Genomic DNA, 17960 nt, shown 5'->3' with positions numbered 1-17960 from the left:
CTCGCTGAAGCGCGCGAAATCGGGCAAAGTCCACCTCGCCCAATCGGCCCATCACGGAAGATAACAACAATGAAAAAAACGCTCACTGCCCTGCTACTGATCTGCTTGAGCAGCCACGCCTTCGCTGACGCCCAACCCGTTGGTTTCCAGTACGCCACGCTGGCGGATCCGCGCAATGAGCGCCCGGTAGAAATGGTCGTCTGGTACCCGAGTGCGACCACCGCTGCGACGCCACAACTGTTCGGCGACAACCCGGTCTTCGTCGGTGCGCCTGCGGTGCTCGACGCCCCGGCCGCCAAGGGCGAGCATCCATTGGTAGTGCTGTCCCACGGCAATGGCGGTAGCTGGATCAACCAGACATGGCTGGCCAGTGCACTGGCCCATCAAGGTTACATCGTCGCGGCGGTCAACCACCCCGGCACCACCAGTCGCGACCGCAGCCCGCAAGCAGCGGCGCAGCTGTGGCAACGCCCCGTTGACCTCAGCCGCGCCATCGATGCCGTGACGGCTCAGCCAGAAAAATTCGGCGCAGTGACCAAGGATCGAATTGCTGTTGTGGGCCATTCTCTCGGCGGCTGGACAGTGCTCGAAACCGGCGGCGCGCGCTTCGACCCCGAACGATTTGCCGAAGACTGCAAGGTCCACACGCAACTCGCCAGTTGCACCGCCTACCAACAAATGAACACTGCAAACACTGCGCAAGCGAAAGCTCAATTGGCCGCCGACTGGCGTGACAAGCGCGTCACTGCCGTGGTTTCACTGGATCTGGGCCTGTCGCGCGGGATGACCGACGCCAGCCTCGCGGCCTACCCCGTGCCGATCCTGGTGATCGCTGCCGGCGTGCCGTCGAAAGAACTGCCCGCTGAACTGGAGTCCGTCGACCTCGCCAAACGTCTGCCAAAAACCTCATCGCATTTCGTCGAGATCAGCGACGCCAGTCACTTCAGTTTCATGGCAATCTGCAAACCTGGCGCCGTGGCCATGCTCGACGAGGATGTACCGGGCGACAGCATCATCTGCACCGATGGCGACGGTGGTCGTCCGCGTGCGGTCATTCAGCAACAGGTGATTTCCCTGATCAGCGGGTTTCTGGCGCCGTCACCTGCCCCCTTGAAACAAGCCATTACCTACAAGGATTCGCAATAACAATGCTCACGCCCTCCCCTCAGACCTTCCGGGGCAGTTGCCTGTGCGGAGCGGTGAAATACCAGATCCGTTCGCGGCCCAAGGCGCTTTCGCATTGCCATTGCAGCCAGTGCCGCAAAAGCCACGGCGCGGCGTTTGCCAGCTATGGCAGCGTGCAGCGCCAGAACCTGGAATTGCTGGAAGGTGCTGACCAGCTGAAGTCGTATCAATCGTCTGAATCGGTACAACGCCAGTTCTGCACGCACTGCGGCTCGTCGCTGTTCTGGGCAAGCAATCAAGGGGAATTCAACGGCTGGATCTCGGTTGCGCTGGGCACGCTCGACACGACGTTCACCACTGAAAAACAGCAACATGTGGAAGTCACTTCGAAGGCGCCGTGGTTTGAAATCAAGGATCAATGGCCGCAGCGCTGAGGCTGAAAGATTCATTTATCAGACGTTGCTTCACCCGTTGGAGATCAGATGAAACGCTCAAAAATTGCGGCGTTGGCTGCGCTGGTAATGGCCGCAATAACCGTCATTTCACTGCAGATGTTTCTGTACGACGCCGAGATAACCATGGCTCAGGCATCCATGGGCAGCGTGCCTGTCCAATTGGTCGCACAAATCCTGATCACCATCGCCACTCATCTGTTCGTCGTCCTGATGGTGCCAACGCTCTTGATCGCCTACAGGAAGTACCTCGCCGGCTATGCGGTGCTTGCCCTGTCCCTCGCGGCCTACGCCCAGATGACCACAGGGCTGGGCGTGATCGGGCCGATGATCGCGGTCATCGCCGTCTCGATCCTGGGTTTTTATGGCTTCAGAAAAGCCAGCGAATGGGTTCGCTACCTGCGCGCGAAATGACTGATGCGACCGATCAATCGCGCTCTGGTACAGGAAGCGGGTTCTGTGGTGTCCTGTCTATGATCAGCGAGGTATTTTTTCCACTTGCCAAGATGAGGCCCCTTAGATGAGCAAAGCGCCGTACGTTCCGCCCCAGGTCTGGAAAAACGAAGCCCCGTCCGGTGGCCAGTTCGCCAGCATCAATCGGCCGATTGCTGGCCCTACCCATGACAAAACGCTGCCAGTCGGCAAGCATCCATTGCAGCTGTACTCGCTGGCCACGCCCAACGGCGTCAAAGTGACGATTCTGCTGGAAGAGCTGCTGGCGTTGGGGCACAGCGCTGCCGAGTACGATGCGTGGCTGATCCGCATTGGCGAGGGCGATCAGTTCTCCAGCGGGTTTGTCGAGATCAACCCCAATTCGAAAATCCCGGCGCTGCTCGATCGCAGTGTCGAGCCGCCCATTCGCGTATTCGAATCGGGTTCGATCCTGCTGTACTTGGCGGAAAAATTCGGCGCATTCCTGCCGAAGGATCCGGCGGGCCGTACCGAAACCTTGAACTGGCTGTTCTGGCAAATGGGCTCGGCGCCCTACTTGGGCGGCGGTTTCGGGCACTTCTATGCCTATGCGCCGGAGAAGATGGAGTACCCGATCAACCGCTTCACCATGGAAGCCAAGCGGCAACTGGACGTGCTCGACCGGCGTCTGGCCGAAAGCGCCTATCTGGCCGGCGACAGCTACACCGTCGCTGACATCGCAGTCTGGCCGTGGTACGGGCAATTGGTGCGCAACAATGTCTACTCAGCCGCCGAGTTTCTAGCGGCCCACGAATACACGCACGTGCAGCGCTGGGCAGAGGAGATCGCCAAACGGCCGGCCGTCATTCGCGGACAACGCGTCAATCGCACTTGGGGCGATGAAGCGACTCAAGTGCCCGAGCGGCACCAGGCCGAAGATCTGAACTGAGCCCTCTTCGCCTCACGCTCATCCGCTGAGCGTGCCCCCATCAGCAGCGCCGGCGCAGTTTCTTGTGCCGGGCCGCTGCGCCCTGATTTGCCCCTCGCACGCCCCCGAAAACTCACACGTCCCTGCCAATCCCCCGCGGTAGAGCCTCCGGTCAATTGTGAAAAATTCGTTAACTAACTGAGCCGTACGGCTTTCTTCACCCGGAATGATCTGACACACTAATGCGAATAATTCCTACACGCACTCGCACTGGATTCGTTTTCGTATCATTTGGGGAAGCAGATTGATGTCGTTTCGCACTATTCACCGCCGCTCAAACCGTTCACCAAACCTGTTGGCACTCGCCATCTGCATGGCCAGCATCCCACCGGCGCTGGCCGACGAGGCAACACCTGCCACGTCTGAAACAGCCGCGCCGGCCACGCTAGAACTGGACGCGACTGAAATCGGCGCGACCCAGATGAGCAGCACCACCGAAGACACCCAGTCCTACACCACTGGCCCGATGCGGACGGCGACCAAGCTGTCGCTGACCATGCGCGAAACGCCCCAAGCGGTAACGGTGATCACCCGTCAGCGCATGGACGACCAGAATATGACCAGCATCAACGACGTGGTGAAAGGTACGCCGGGACTGTTCCTCAGTCAGGCCAGCGGCCCGGGTCGGCAGACTTACAGTTCGCGCGGTTTCGACATCGACACCATCATGTACGACGGCCTGCCGAGTTCCTACTCGCCGTTCTCGATGGCGGTGCAACCGAACCTGGCAATGTTCGACCGCGTCGAAATTGTCCGTGGCGCGACCGGCCTGGTCACCGGTGCCGGCAACCCTTCGGCGGCGATCAACCTGGTGCGCAAACGCCCGACGGCCGATCAGCGTGTAACCCTCACCGGCGCCGCCGGCAGTTGGGATGACTACCGTGGCGAGATCGACGCCTCCAGCCCGTTGAACGAAAGCGGCACCCTGCGTGGCCGGGTGGTCAGTTCCTATCAAGGCGCCGACAGCTTCCGCGACAAGGAAGAAAACGACCATGGCCTGTTCTACGCCATCGGTGAAGCCGACCTCAGCGACAGCACCACCGCGACCCTCGGCTTCTCGCGCCAGAACGAACAGACCAACTATTTCTGGGGCGGCCTGCCGATCGGCACCAACGGCCACCACCTCGACCTGCCCCGCTCCACCTACCCGGGCACCGACTGGGAAAACCGCAAGCTGCAGATCGATACTGTGTTCGGCGAGGTCGAGCATCGTTTCGACAACGACTGGAAACTGCACGTCGCCGGCTCTTCCTCGACCCTCGACGGCGAGTTCTCCGGGACTTACCTGTCGCGTTACGCCGGCCCGCTGGAAACCACGGCCTATCAATCCCATCACACCGACAAGCAGCGCTCGCTCGACGTGTTCGCCAGTGGTCCGTTCGAAGCGTTTGGCCGCAGCCACGAACTGGTGGTCGGGGCCAGCAACCGGGTGTATGACGCGACCACCAAGGAATACGATCCGTACACCACGGCCTGGCCGATTGGCGCACCCAAGCCTGATTTTGTACGGGACGGCAAAACCCGCAACGTCACCACCCAGGACGCGGTGTACCTGACCACTCGCCTGAGCCTGGCCGATCCGCTGACGCTGATCCTCGGCGGCCGTCTCGACTGGTACGACTACGATGACCGCACGGCCGATGGCGACTACAAAGTCACGCGCAACCTCACCCGTTATGCCGGCCTGATCTACAAACTTGACGACCATCACTCGGTGTACGCCAGCTACACCGACATCTTCACCCCGCAAACCCAGAAGGATCTCGGCGGCAAGGTGCTCGAACCGATCGTCGGCGAAAACTACGAGGTGGGCATCAAGGGCGAGTACTTTGACGGCGCCCTCAACGCCAGTCTGGCGGTGTTCCAGATGGACCAGACCGGCCGCGCCACCCAGGCCGACAATCAGTTCGGCTGCCCGGTCCTGACCTGCTACGGCTCATCGGGCAAGGTACGCAGCCAGGGCGTGGACATGGAACTGCAAGGCGCGCTGACCGACAACTGGCAGGTCGGCGCTGGCTATACCTATACCCGCGCGCACTACATCAAGGACGAAAACCCGGCCAACAACAATCAACGTTTCGAAACTGACACGCCGGAGCATCTGTTCAAGGTGTCCACCGTCTATCGCTTCCAGGGTCCGCTGCAACACTTGCGCGTGGGCGGCAACGTTTACTGGCAAAGCCGCATGTACAACGACGTCGCTCTGGCCAATAACGGTAGCTACCGCCTTGAACAGGGCGGCTATGCGGTCACCGACCTGATGGCCGGGTACGAGGTCAACAAACACCTGGATCTGCAGGTCAACGCGAACAATATCTTTGATCGCGTCTACTACTCCGCCATCGGCTCCAATGTTACGTGGGGCTCCAACGACAACTACGGCAACCCGCGCAGCTATATGCTGACGGCGAAGTACAAGTTCTGAGTCGCTGACCTTCTGATCAGCAACAAACAAGGGCGCCGGGGAAAGCCACGGCGCCCTTGTACTTTCTGGCCTCTTCATTAGTCATGAGCAGCAATAACCGTTAGTCTCTGAGCGAACTCTTCACGAAGCATCGCGCCATGACCAATCCGGCCTTTACCCCTGATATTGACGCGATCCGCAGCATTGACGCGGTGCCAGTCATCCTGAGCATGGTCAAACACCTCACGGGCATGCGGTTCGCTGCGGTCGCACGGGTCACCGAAAGCAACTGGGTGGCATGCGCTGTCGATGACTCCATTGATTTCGGGCTCAAACCCGGTGGCGAACTGGTACTTGAATCGACCATCTGCCACGAGATCCGCCAACATAAGCAGCCGGTGATCTTCGGGCACGCCAGCGCGCACCCGGTCTTTTCGTTGCACCACACGCCGAAAACCTATGGGCTGGAAAGCTACATCTCCATTCCCATCGTCAAAGCCAATGGCGACTTCTTCGGCACGCTGTGCGCCATCGACTCGGTCCCGGCCAATATCGACGAACCGGCCATCACCAAAACACTGACCCTGTTCGCTCAATTGATCGCCATGAACCTGGACACCCAACGCCATCTGGAAGCGACCCAGATCGAGCTGAACAACGCCAATGAACTCGGGCACCTGCGCGAGCAATTCATCGCCGTTCTCGGCCACGACTTGCGCACACCACTGAGCGCGGTGCGCATGAGCGCCGACTTGCTGGAAAGCAAAACCGAAGACAAGCGTTCGCTCAACCTGATTGCGGCGATTCGCAACAGCTCGGTGCGCATGGGCGTGTTGATCGAAAACATCCTCGACTTTGCCCGAGGACGTCTGGGTGGCGGGATTCCGGTGCAGCGCAAGTTGGTGGACGACTTGCAGCACACCCTGCAATTGACCCTCGCCGAGGTACAAGCATCCCATCCCCAAGCGGTGTTTATCCATGAACTGGATGTGCCGGCGGGCATTTATTGCGATGCGCTGCGCATCAGCCAATTGCTTTCCAATCTGCTGGGTAACGCGGCCACCCATGGCTCGAACAGCGCGCCAATCGTCCTCAAGGCGTATGCGGAAAATGACGAGATCGTGATCTCCCTGACCAACCAGGGCACACCGATTCCAGCGCAACTGATGCCACTGCTGTTTGAACCGTTCTCCCGGGCCGAGGCCGGGCAACGTTGCGAGGGTTTGGGGCTGGGGCTGTATATCGCCTCGCAGATCGCGATGGCGCACAACGGTACCTTGAGCGTGACCTCAAGCGCCGAGTCGGGAACCTGCTTCCTGGCGAGATTCCCGGCCCGGTACAAATGGCTTTAAGCCGCCTGCCGCCGCATTGTCAGAATCGCCGCGCCAAAACCGATAAAGGTCGAACCAACCACACGACTGACCCAACGGGACAACGCCGGACGGGTCAGCACGCCCTTCGCGCGCGAAGCCAGCGCGGCATAGACACTCAGTGACGACACCGACAACGCCATGAAGATCGAGGTCAGGATCAGAAACTGCGGCAGCAGCGTCGCGCCCTGATCAATGAACTGCGGAAACAACGCAGTAAAAAACATCGTCGCCTTGGGATTGGTCACCGCCGTCAGGAACGCCGACTTGTAAAGCTTGCCGCGAGTCGGTCGCACTCTGCCCGCCTCACCTTCAATCCCATCCGGCAGCATCGGCCCCTTTTTGAACAATTGCTTGACCCCGAGGTAGAACAGATACCCGGCCCCGATGATCTTCACCGCGTTAAACAACACTTCAGAACTAGCCAACAACGCCCCCAGCCCCAACATCGCCGCCGCCGACAGACAGAACAGACCGCTGGCATTACCCAGCGACGACCAGATCGTGCTGCGCTGCCCGTGAGCCAGACTGTTATTGATCGCCATCAACGTCGCAGGCCCCGGGCTGGCGATAGCAATCGCCGCGACCACAGTGAAGGTCAATATCGAGTGAGAATCCATTTTCGCTGCTCGCAAGGTTGAAGATGCCGCATCTTACAACAACCGGCTGCATAGCCCAGATCAAAAGCCCCTCACCCTAACCCTCCCGAAACGTCGGACCGCCCGTAGGGAGAGGGAACTGACGGTGGTGTTTGGGAGAGTTACACCGACGTGCGATACCGCGTTGAACTCAGGCTGTGAAAAGCCCACAGATCGGCCCCCTCTCCCTCGGGAGAGGGCTGGGGTGAGGGGAAGCACCACCACAAATCCAAAGCCGACCACGCCCCGCTCTTCACCACTCAATAGGCCGAGTGTCAGCTCGCCTGCTTTTGATCTTGATCTGTAAGGCGACGTCGGAAGGCTGAGTGGAGGGATTGATCCGGGGGTGGGAGCGCAGCGACCGTTTGGCGCAGCCAAACACAGCGAGAGGAGGTGCAGCGAAGCAAACCGTAGGCGCTGCGCCCGGATCGATCCCGCAGCGAAGGAACCCCGAGCCTCAGCGAGTGGGCCGCACGTAGGAGCAAGCGTTTTTTGCTTACTTTTTTTGGCGTTTGAAAAAAAGTGAGTCGCCGTAAGGGCGAAACCGTAATAAGCCATCACCGCAGCAACGGATATTCACAAAGAACACCCCGAGCATGGTCGGCCCAAAGGCCGCCAAGCCCAAACAAAAAAAAGCCCCGCAGCCACATAAGGGCGCGAGGCAAAAAATTGGTTGGTTGCGGCCAACCAAAGGAGCTCAGTCAATACGTAAAAAAGCCAAAATCAGATGCAATCCTGCGCCGCCCGCTCAAAACTCGAAGGCAAAAGATTCGAAGCCAACAAATGGCGCTCATAGATAAACACCTTGCCGCCATTACCGGCCTTATAAGCCTCCAGCACGTTGTCAGCAGAAATCTTGCTCGGCACCACAATCCGATAACTACGCTGAGTCTGCGAAACCGTCGGGTTCAACGCACTGCCCTGCAACTTCGGCACTACACAATCGGCGTACTGCGCAGGCGTCTTACTGGTCTGCAGCGTCAGGCTCGGATTGTTCGGCGCCGAAGCGCAACCGGCGAGCAGCAAAGAGGCAACGGCCAGAGCTGGCACAAATAAAAGACGCATCGGTGTCATCCTGAAAATAAAGGTTCGGTTCAACCGGCAACGGTTCAGCCTCACGGAGCCGCCGTTGCCATTTATGTTTTAAGTGATCAGCTCGACGCTACCAGCGCCTTGAGCGACACATCGAATTGCTTCAACGCGTTGAGTTGCAAGTCACGCTGTTTATCGATCTGCGCAGCGATGGCCGGTGCCGCCTGGTTATGCACCCAGACCGATGGCAACTGTTTCTCGACAGCACCTTCAGCCTTGCCGATGTATTGCAGGTCGGCGTCGTAGAAGCGTGCGGTAAAACGCGCTTCAACCAGATTGTTGCGCTGCGTCAGCAAGCGGTTGAAGGTGTCGAGCTTCACCACCACGTCCGGATGAGCCTGCACCAGGGCATCAAGGTTGTCGTAAACGGTTACCGACAAGAACTGCTGTTGCAGCGAACTCACCAGCCAGTCGATGGCCAGTTCCGGATCGGAACTGTCAACGAACGCTTCACGAATCCGCGAATCCAGCGCGTCTTTCGCGCCGTTGACCGCCATGTCGTGGTAACGCTCAAGGTATTGCAGGTTGTCCAGGGTGTTCTCGCTGAGCAACACACCCACGGTTTGCGAATGCTGCAACGTAGCGCTGCTGCCCGTGATGGTCTGGAAGTGACACGACCCGGCGTCGGCTGCGTAAGTCGGAGCTGTGAACAGTGCGCCGCCTGTCAGCAGGGCGACAAAAGCCAGTCGGGTCAGGGTGTTCATCGCGCAAATTCCTTGAGCTGCGTGTTCGATGGAAGCGATTTTCCGCCGAATACCGACAAAGCAGAACTTGCGTTTCGTGATGGTCACTATTACTTCTAGCAATAGTTGCGTGACGTGCAGACTGATACACACTCAACCAAAACGAGAAAAACAGCCCATAAGGAGTTCGCCTTGAGAACGTTTGACCTGATCCGTGACGCCGTTCTGCCCGATTTTCGCGAGCGTGTGGCCGAATATCTGGTTCAGTACGAAAGCGTATTGCTGGACAAAGGCATTACCGACCCGCAGCTCATCCAAGACACCGCCAACCAGTTGCGCGGTTACCTGCGCGGGCTTAACACCACCCGGGTGCTGGGCATGGCCTATTGGGAAGAGCTGGATCGCCGAGTCGTAGACACCTGGCTTGAGCCCAAGCCATGACCGATCGGCACGGCGGTCAGGGTGGCGGCGAGCGACCGCGCCTTCCCCGCTGCCAATGATCTGCGCGGCAACACGACCTCTGCGAAAAAGCCGCCCGAACGCTTACAATCGCCGGTCAAACTGCCACTCAGACAGGCTCATCAAGAAATGCCGCTCGACCCACCTACGATGCTGACCCTTTCCATCGCCCTCGCAGCCGCCGCAGCGCTGTACCTGGCGATCGAATGGCGCAGCATTCGTGAGCCTTCGCTGCTGTTCTGGAGCGCCGGTTTTGCCACCATCACCGTCGGCTCCACCCTGGCCCTGCTGCGCAGCAGCGGCTTTTTGCTGATCGGCATCTGGTTCGCCAACGGCCTGCTGGTGACCGCGCATTTCCTGTTTCTGCTCGGCGTGGCGCGCTTCACCCAGATACGCTTGTCGACGGCCTGGTACCTGATCTTTGTCACCTGGCTGGTCTTGCTGCTGTTGCCGGAGGGGCCGCTGTGGTCGAAGGTCATGCTGGCGGCCAATTCGTTGCTGGTGGCGCTGTCGACCCTCAAGGCCAGCTCGCTGCTGCGCCCCCATGGCAAATCGTTGAGTGTCGGCGCGGTGCAGTTGCGCTATGTGCTGCTCGGTCACGGGCTTTTCTACGTGGCCAAAGCCTTGACCGTGGTGATCCCCGGCACGCTGATCGATCTGGCGGCGTTTCGCGGCGAGATCATTCAGATTTCCCTGGTCGAGGGTGCGATGGCAATCATGTTGATCGCCCTGTCGATGACCGGCACCGAGCGTTATCGCCGGGAAAAACAGATCGCCCGCCTCGCCGAGCGCGACCCGCTGACCGCTTTGTATAACCGCCGCGCCCTGGAAAAACGCGCGCCGCGCCTGTTCGAACACGTTTCGCCGGCGCATCCCGGCGCCTTGCTGCTGATCGACATCGACAACTTCAAACTGGTCAACGACCAATACGGCCACACCGCCGGCGATCGTTTGCTGATCGCCTTGAGCGAGATGATCCGCTCGGTGCTGCCGCGCAATGCGCTGACCGCACGCCTGGGCGGTGACGAGTTTGTCATTTTGCTCAGCAGCACATCGGGTGAGTGCGTCATGGAACTGGGCAACGCGTTGCGTGAGCAGTTTCTGAGCATGACCTCCCAGACGTTCCCCACCACGGCTGCGGTGACCCTGAGCATCGGCGCCAGCCTGTTCGACAAGCCGCCCGCGCACCTGACGGCGCTGATCGAACAAGGCGACGCCGCTCTCTACGAATCGAAACGCGGCGGACGCAACCGCTTGCGCCTGACCGGACTCAACCCTCCAGGATAATAAAAACCATGTCCAGCCTCGTTACCCCTTTGCAAGACCTCGCCGCACCTGAAGGCGTCTGCTACGGCTGCGGTGGCCGTAACCCGCACGGTCTGCACGTCAAAAGCCGCTGGCACGAAGACGGCGTTCACGTGATCGCCGAACACCTGCCCGACGCCAAGTACTGCGGCTGGCCGGACCTGGTCTACGGCGGCCTGCTCGCGATGCTGGTCGACTGCCATTCCAACTGGACGGCCATGGCCTACCACTACCGCGCTGAAAACCGCGAACCCGGCAGCCTGCCGCGCATTGACTGCGTTACTGGCAACCTCGGCATCAAGTTCATCAAACCGACACCGATGGGCGTGACGTTGACTCTGCGCGCGAAAGTCGAGGGTGACGTCGGGCGCAAGACCCGGGTGATCTGTGAGGTGTTTGCCGGGGATGTGCTGACGGCCGTGGGCGATTCGGTGTTTGTGCGAGTGGATACCGGGCAACTGGCGAATGCGGCGCATGGGCGGAAAAACCAAAGCCCCTCACCCTAGCCCTCTCCCTGTATGTACCGGAGACATGGTGGACAGGTGTTCGGAGACATGGTGGACACATTTTAATAGACACATTGCTCATCGCGAAGGAGATGGCCTGTGTCTTGGGAAGAGGTGTCCACCGTGCAGCTTCGTTCAGAATTCGTGCTGTTGGCTCGGCAAGAAGGGGCCAATGTTCGGCAGCTTTGCCGTCGATTCAATATCAGCCCAAGCACTGCCTACAAATGGCTCAACAGGTTTGAGACCTCAGGTGCAGAGGGATTGATCGATCAGTCTCGACAACCAAAGACATCACCCAAACGTTGCGCTGACGATGTTGAGCAGCAGATTCTGACCGTGAGTCAGGAGTACGCCGCTTGGGGCGCTCGCAAGCTCAAGCGTGTGCTGGAAGACGACGGCAAAGTGATGCCTTCGGTCAGTACCGTGCATGCGGTTTTACAGCGTCATTCGCGCGTTGATCCAAAGGCCGCTGAGATCAAACCGTTTATCCGGTTCGAGCATGAAGCGCCCAACGATCTTTGGCAGATGGACTTCAAGGGACATATCAGCCTGGCTCAGGGGCGTTGCCATCCGTTGACGATATTGGACGATCATTCACGGTTTTCGCTGTGCATCGCGGCATGCATTAATGAGCAGCGCCAAACCGTTCAGGAGCATCTAATCAGGACCTTTCGGCGTTTCGGCCTGCCTTTACGCATGACGATGGACAACGGTTCGCCATGGGGTGATCAGACAGGTGTTTATACCGCACTGGAGGTCTGGCTGATGAGCCAGGGCATCAAGGTCGGCCACTCCCGACCTTATCACCCGCAAACCCAGGGAAAGCTGGAGCGCTTCCACCGCAGCCTGAAAAGGGAAGTCCTGCAAGGCCAGCTCTTCATCGATCTGGACGATGCGCAACGGGCGTTTGATATCTGGCGTGAGATTTACAACCAGAAGCGCCCGCATCAAGCACTGGGCATGCAGGTTCCTGCTACTCGCTACAGCAGTAGCCCGCGGGAATATCAGGAGCAACCGGCGGCGCCTGAGTACGATGATGGGGATGTGGTCAGGAAGGTTCAGGTGAAGGGCGAGATCTACTGGGGCAATCGTGAATACACAGTTGGAAAGGCATTTTACGGGAGGTCAGTGGCTATCAGGGAAACGACGGAGGACGGCATCCACGATGTCTACTGGAGTAGACATCGTATCGCCCGAATCGACTTGAACTTGCAGATCGTGACGGCAGGTAAGAAGATCTAAAACCGTCCACCATGTCTCCGAACATGTGTCCACCATGTCTCCGGTACATACACTCCCAGAGGGAGAGGGAACTGACCGAGGTGTCTGGTTGAAATACGCCGACCTGAGATATCGAGTCGAACTCTGGTGTTGAAAAGCCCACAGATCGGCTCCCTCTCCCTGGGGAGAGGGCTGGGCGGGCGGCGTTCCGATGAGGGGTGAATTCACCACCGAACCCGATGTGAAACCGGCTTAGACCTGTTTCACATTCGCCCGCGCCGTATGCAGCTTTTTATAGCTCTCAATCAAGCGCAAATGCCGATCCAGCCCTTCCAGCTTCATGCTGGTCGGCGTCAACCCGTAGAAACGCACGCTACCGTTGACCGAACCAATCGCCGCATCCATACGCTCGTCACCGAACATCCGGCGGAAGTTGGCTTCGTAGTCTTCCAGTTGCAGATCCTCGTCCAGCTCCATCTCCAACACCACGTTGACCGCTTGATAGAACAAGCCGCGCTCGACGGTGTTGTCGTTGTATTGCAGGAACGCTTCGACCAGGTCTTTAGCCTGTTCGTACTTCTGCAGCGCGAGGCAGATCAGCAGGCGCAGTTCCAGAATGGTCAACTTGCCCCACGGCGTGTTGTCGTCGAACTCGACGCCGATCAGTGTGGTGATCTCGGTGTAATCGTCCTGCTCGCTGTTTTCCAGGCCTTGGGCGAGGTTGCGCAGACCGACCTTGCTCAGGGTGTGCAGGTTGAGGATGTCGGCGCGGAATTGCAGGGCTTTGTTGGTGTTGTCCCAGATCAGGTCTTCGACCGGGTAGATCTCCGAGTAGTCCGGCACCAGGATGCGGCAAGCCTTGGCGCCGATGTGCTCGTAGACCGCCATGTAGACTTCTTTGCCCATGTCTTCGAGGATACCGAACAGCGTCGCAGCTTCTTCGACGTTAGAGTTTTCGCCTTGGCCTGAGAAGTCCCACTCGACGAATTCGAAGTCCGGTTTGGCACTGAAGAAGCGCCACGACACCACACCGCTGGAATCGATGAAGTGCTCGACAAAGTTGTTCGGCTCGGTCACGGCCTGGCCGGAGAACGTCGGCTGCGGCAAGTCGTTCAAACCTTCAAAACTGCGGCCCTGCAACAGCTCGGTGAGGCTGCGCTCCAGCGCCACTTCCAGGCTCGGGTGCGCGCCGAACGAGGCGAACACGCCGCCAGTGCGCGGATTCATCAGGGTCACGCACATCACCGGGAATTCACCACCCAGCGACGCATCCTTGACCAGAACCGGGAAGCCCTGCTCTTCCAGGCCTTTGATGCCGGCGAGGATGCTCGGGTATTTCTCCAGTACTTCTTGCGGCACGTCTGGCAGGGCCATTTCGCCTTCGAGGATTTCGCGCTTGACCGCGCGTTCGAAGATTTCTGACAGGCACTGCACCTGCGCTTCGGCCAGGGTATTGCCGGCGCTCATACCGTTGCTGAGGTAAAGGTTTTCGATCAGGTTGGACGGGAAGTACACCACTTCGTTGTCGGACTGGCGCACAAACGGCAGCGAGCAGATGCCACGCTGGGTGTTGCCGGAGTTGGTGTCGAACAGGTTCGAGCCACGCAATTCGCCGTCACGGTTGTAAATCTTCAGGGTGTATTCGTCGAGAATTTCGCTCGGCAACTCGTCCTTAGGGCCTGGCTTGAACCACTTCTCGTCCGGGTAATGCACGAACTCGGCGTTAGCGATTTCTTCGCCCCAGAACTGGTCGTTGTAGAAGAAATTGCAGTTCAGGCGCTCGATGAACTCGCCCAGCGCCGAGGCCAGTGCGCCTTCTTTGGTCGCGCCCTTGCCGTTGGTGAAGCACATCGGCGAATGCGCATCGCGAATGTGCAGCGACCAGACGTTGGGCACGATGTTGCGCCACGAGGCGATTTCAATCTTCATGCCGAGGTCGGCGAGGATGCCCGACATGTTGGCGATGGTCTGCTCCAGCGGCAGGTCTTTGCCGGCGATGAAGGTGCCTGCGTCCGAACCGCCCACCGGCATCAACAAGGCCTGGGCATCGGCGTCGAGGTTTTCGACTTCTTCGATGATGAATTCCGGCCCAGTCTGCACGACCTTCTTCACCGTGCAGCGATCGATGGAACGCAGGATGCCCAGGCGATCTTTCTCGGAGATGTCCGCCGGTAATTCCACCTGGATCTTGAAGATCTGGTTGTAGCGGTTTTCCGGGTCGACGATGTTGTTCTGCGACAGGCGAATGTTTTCCGTCGGGATGCTGCGCGTGTCGCAGTACAACTTCACAAAGTACGCCGCACACAACGCCGACGACGCCAGAAAGTAGTCGAACGGCCCCGGTGCCGAACCATCGCCCTTGTAGCGGATGGGCTGATCGGCGATCACCGTGAAGTCGTCGAACTTGGCTTCAAGTCGAAGGTTGTCGAGAAAGTTGACCTTGATTTCCATGCGGGATTACCAGAATACGGCTAAACGAATGGCCGCCATTATCCGGTTTTTGCGCGGGAAGTCTTGCCCTTTCGGGATTGGCCGCTGATCGGCGCGCTGCACTTGGGGAGGCAAATCACGCGGGTTTCACTACGCTTTCAATGCAGTCCCCCAGAAGAATCTGAACATTGCGCCCGCGCCGTGGTTCTAGATTCAGAAGACAGCGGATCAAGGACGAGCACATGGACCTTTCCAGCTTTGCAGCCCCGCTTCCACCGCGCCAGAGCGCCGTCACCCGCCGCCTGGCCTTCGCGGTCGGTGCGCTGTTTGTCAGTGGCGTGATTGCCGCCGCCGTGGCCTTGCTCGGCATTGCCGAACGCCTCGACAACGACGAGATCAACAAAACCCGCTTCTATTCCGCTCGCGCGCTGGAAAACCGCATCACCGCCTCGAAAAACTACATCACCAGCTACGCCTACTGGACCACGGCCTACGAGCATTTGAGCGGTCAGGTCGACACCGACTGGGCCTACACCGAGCAGAACCTCGGCAAGACCCTGTTCACCACCGACGGTTATGACGGCGTGTTCGTGCTCAACCGTGAAGGCACCCGCTACGCGGTGGTGCGCGGGCAAATGGTCGCTGCCGAGTTGTCCGCGTTCGTGCAGGTCAGCGCCACGGAGTTACTCGATCAAGCGTTGGGCCAAGGTGATCTGACCAAGCCGGTCAGCCGCTATTCACTGTTCGAAGGCTGGCCGGCGCTGGTCTCGGCGGCAGCGATTATTCCCAACGATGAGCGACCACTCGGCGACCCGCAGAAAACTTCGGTGCTGGTGTTCGTCGACAAACTCACGCCGACCAAATTGCGTCTGATCGGCAGCGGTTACGGCTTGAATAACCTGACCCTGGCGCCGGACGAGACCATCGACCCGCAGCGCCCTCGGGTGCCACTGGACAACACCGATTACAGCCTGATCGCCGATCTGGAGCGGCCCGGGCAACATTTATTGTGGTCACTGTTGCCACCACTCGGCGCGACGATAGTGGTGCTAATGCTGCTGACCGCGTACTTCTTCCGCCACGCGTTGCGGTCATCGCAGTACGTCGATCAGAGTTTTGCTGTCATGCAAACTTCCAATCACGCACTGGAGAACGCCAACCGCGAACTGGAAGCCAGCGAAGAACGCTTTCGCGCGGTGGCCGAAGCCGCGTCGGACTGGATCTGGGAAGTCGACCGCACCCTGGCACTGACCTACCTTTCGGCACGTTTTAGCGAGGTAACCGGTTACCCGCAAACCCTGTGGCTGGGGCAAGACATCGGTCAACTGCTGTTTTGCGACACCACGCCTCTGGAACTGTGGCTGAGGAATCTCACCGAGCAAGACAGCGCCAGTGACTTGCGTTGCACCTACCGTGACCACGCCGGCCAGCATCGCCACTGTCGGCTCTCCGCCCGGCCGATCTTCGACAAGCACGCGGTTATCGGCTATCGCGGCACCGCCAGCGACATCACCGACGAAGTCGCCGCCCATGCGCAGATCCAGCATTTGTCGATGCACGACGCCCTCACCGGCCTGCCCAATCGCAACAAACTCGCGCGTTATCTGGATGAAGCGCTGCTGCTCAAGGAGCACGCGCCGCCGCTGTCGCTGCTGATGATCGACCTCGACAACTTCAAACCGATCAACGATTCGCTCGGCCATCCGGCCGGTGATGCCGTGCTGCAGGAAGTTGCCGTACGCCTGCGTGAATGCACACGCGAACTGGACATCGTCGCGCGTCTGGGCGGCGATGAATTCATCGTGGTGCTTAATGGCATGGACAGCCATCACGAAATCGACAAGTTCTGCACCCGCCTGATCGGCAGCCTGCATCAACCGGTGGTCTTCGAGCAGCATCCGCTGCACATCGGCGCCAGCATTGGCATCGCGCTCAGCCGGCGCCACAGTTATGTGCCCAGCGACTTGATCCGTTACGCCGACATTGCCCTGTATCAGGCCAAATCCGAGGGCAAGAACACCTGGTGCTATTTCGAAGCGCACATGAGCGATCAGATTCAGACCCGCCGACAACTTGAGGATGACCTGCGCCACGCGCTCAAGCACAACGAATTCATCCTGCACTATCAGCCGCGCTACAAGATCGATGGCAAGCACATCGTTTCGGTCGAAGCGCTGGTGCGCTGGCAACATCCGACCAAGGGCCTGCTCGGCCCTGACCTGTTCATTCCGTTGGCGGAGCAAACCGATCTGATCGTCCCGCTGGGTCGCTGGGTATTGCGCGAAGCCTGCGAGACTGCCCTCGGCTGGCCGGAAGACATCCTGCTGTCGGTCAATCTGTCGCCGGCGCAATTTGCCCTCAGCGATGTGGTCGAGGATGTTCGCGAAGTGCTGGTGCAAACCCGTTTCCCGGCCAGTCGCCTGGAACTGGAGATCACCGAGAACGTGATGCTCAACGACACCGACTGCGCGCTGACCACCATGAATGCCCTGAAGGAGTTGGGTGTGCGCCTGAACATGGACGACTTCGGCACCGGTTACTCATCGCTCGGTTACCTGCGCGCTTACCCGTTTGACGGGATCAAGATCGACAAGCGCTTTATCGCCTCGATCAGCAGCGGCACTAACGATCGCGCGGTGGTGCAGGCGATCATCGGCCTGGGCAAGGCCATGGGCCTGACCGTGACTGCCGAAGGGGTCGAAACTGAAGAACAGCTGGATATTCTCGGGGTCGATCAATGCAATGAGGTGCAGGGTTACTTCATGAGCCGGCCGATCGACAAAGCAGCGTTTGCGCGGTTGCTGCAGGATTCCAGAGGTGCACAGTTGAAAGCCAAGACAGGTCGTGTGACCTGAACGGCTACAGGGCGGATCCAT

At 59.3% G+C, this 17960-nt stretch carries 15 protein-coding genes; 11 read left to right on the top strand and 4 right to left on the bottom strand.

From position 1 onward, the window contains the following. The first annotated feature begins 69 nt into the window (after positions 1-69). From J0G10_RS14625 to J0G10_RS14600, 6 genes are all read left to right on the top strand, one after another. Positions 70-1146 (top strand): alpha/beta hydrolase family protein, encoded by a 1077-nt coding sequence (locus tag J0G10_RS14625; protein ID WP_095049961.1) that lies wholly within the window; start codon positions 70-72, stop codon positions 1144-1146. A 2-nt stretch (positions 1147-1148) separates the two neighbouring features. Beyond that, complete coding sequence (locus J0G10_RS14620) at positions 1149-1559, top strand: GFA family protein (RefSeq protein ID WP_095049960.1); 411 nt, start codon at positions 1149-1151, stop codon at positions 1557-1559. A 48-nt stretch (positions 1560-1607) separates the two neighbouring features. Beyond that, complete coding sequence (locus J0G10_RS14615) at positions 1608-1991, top strand: hypothetical protein (protein ID WP_095049959.1); 384 nt, start codon at positions 1608-1610, stop codon at positions 1989-1991. A gap of 106 nt (positions 1992-2097) precedes the next feature. Beyond that, on the top strand, positions 2098-2937 hold the full coding sequence (gene yghU, locus J0G10_RS14610) for a glutathione-dependent disulfide-bond oxidoreductase (protein WP_220558780.1): 840 nt from the start codon (positions 2098-2100) through the stop codon (positions 2935-2937). A 286-nt stretch (positions 2938-3223) separates the two neighbouring features. Further along, the gene (locus J0G10_RS14605) at positions 3224-5401 is read left to right on the top strand and encodes a TonB-dependent siderophore receptor (RefSeq protein ID WP_220558779.1); all 2178 of its coding nucleotides are present in this window, start codon (positions 3224-3226) and stop codon (positions 5399-5401) included. A gap of 137 nt (positions 5402-5538) precedes the next feature. After that, positions 5539-6732, top strand: a complete 1194-nt coding sequence (locus J0G10_RS14600; RefSeq protein ID WP_220558778.1) for a GAF domain-containing sensor histidine kinase — start codon at positions 5539-5541, stop codon at positions 6730-6732. On the opposite strand, the gene J0G10_RS14595 is transcribed toward J0G10_RS14600, so the two are convergent. The 3 genes from J0G10_RS14595 to J0G10_RS14585 all read right to left on the bottom strand — a co-directional run bounded on the left by J0G10_RS14595 (position 6729) and on the right by J0G10_RS14585 (position 9184). Beyond that, positions 6729-7370, bottom strand: coding sequence for a LysE family translocator (locus tag J0G10_RS14595; RefSeq protein WP_095049955.1), 642 nt, complete (start codon positions 7368-7370; stop codon positions 6729-6731). The two genes, J0G10_RS14600 and J0G10_RS14595, sit on opposite strands and share 4 nt — an antisense overlap. Positions 7371-8111: 741 nt before the next feature. After that, a complete protein-coding gene (locus J0G10_RS14590) occupies positions 8112-8453 on the bottom strand; it encodes a hypothetical protein (protein WP_095126388.1) in 342 nt (113 codons plus the stop codon). 86 nt (positions 8454-8539) lie between these two features. Continuing rightward, entirely contained in the window at positions 8540-9184 is a 645-nt protein-coding gene (locus tag J0G10_RS14585) for an ATPase (protein WP_220558777.1), read from the bottom strand. 171 nt (positions 9185-9355) lie between these two features. Here J0G10_RS14585 and J0G10_RS14580 point away from each other — a divergent pair, with 171 nt between their 5' ends. The 4 genes from J0G10_RS14580 (at position 9356) to J0G10_RS14565 (ending at position 12675) form a co-directional block, all read left to right on the top strand. Continuing rightward, positions 9356-9604 (top strand): hypothetical protein, encoded by a 249-nt coding sequence (locus tag J0G10_RS14580; protein ID WP_093433206.1) that lies wholly within the window; start codon positions 9356-9358, stop codon positions 9602-9604. A gap of 147 nt (positions 9605-9751) precedes the next feature. Next, complete coding sequence (locus tag J0G10_RS14575; RefSeq protein ID WP_220558776.1) at positions 9752-10909, top strand: GGDEF domain-containing protein; 1158 nt, start codon at positions 9752-9754, stop codon at positions 10907-10909. An 8-nt stretch (positions 10910-10917) separates the two neighbouring features. After that, on the top strand, positions 10918-11433 hold the full coding sequence (locus J0G10_RS14570) for a PaaI family thioesterase (protein ID WP_220558775.1): 516 nt from the start codon (positions 10918-10920) through the stop codon (positions 11431-11433). A gap of 99 nt (positions 11434-11532) precedes the next feature. Beyond that, complete coding sequence (locus tag J0G10_RS14565) at positions 11533-12675, top strand: IS481 family transposase (protein WP_220556126.1); 1143 nt, start codon at positions 11533-11535, stop codon at positions 12673-12675. A gap of 231 nt (positions 12676-12906) precedes the next feature. Here J0G10_RS14565 and J0G10_RS14560 read toward each other — a convergent pair whose 3' ends face one another. Beyond that, positions 12907-15105, bottom strand: a complete 2199-nt coding sequence (locus J0G10_RS14560) for an OsmC domain/YcaO domain-containing protein (protein ID WP_220558774.1) — start codon at positions 15103-15105, stop codon at positions 12907-12909. Between the two features lie 221 nt (positions 15106-15326). Here J0G10_RS14560 and J0G10_RS14555 point away from each other — a divergent pair, with 221 nt between their 5' ends. Then, a complete protein-coding gene (locus J0G10_RS14555) occupies positions 15327-17939 on the top strand; it encodes a bifunctional diguanylate cyclase/phosphodiesterase (RefSeq protein WP_220558773.1) in 2613 nt (870 codons plus the stop codon). Positions 17940-17960 lie beyond the last annotated feature (21 nt).

Source organism: Pseudomonas germanica (genome assembly GCF_019614655.1).
Classification (GTDB): Bacteria; Pseudomonadota; Gammaproteobacteria; order Pseudomonadales; family Pseudomonadaceae; genus Aquipseudomonas; species Aquipseudomonas neuropathica.
The sequence above is the reverse complement of the archived record's forward strand: the minus strand, read 5'-3'. Positions and strand labels throughout refer to the sequence as shown.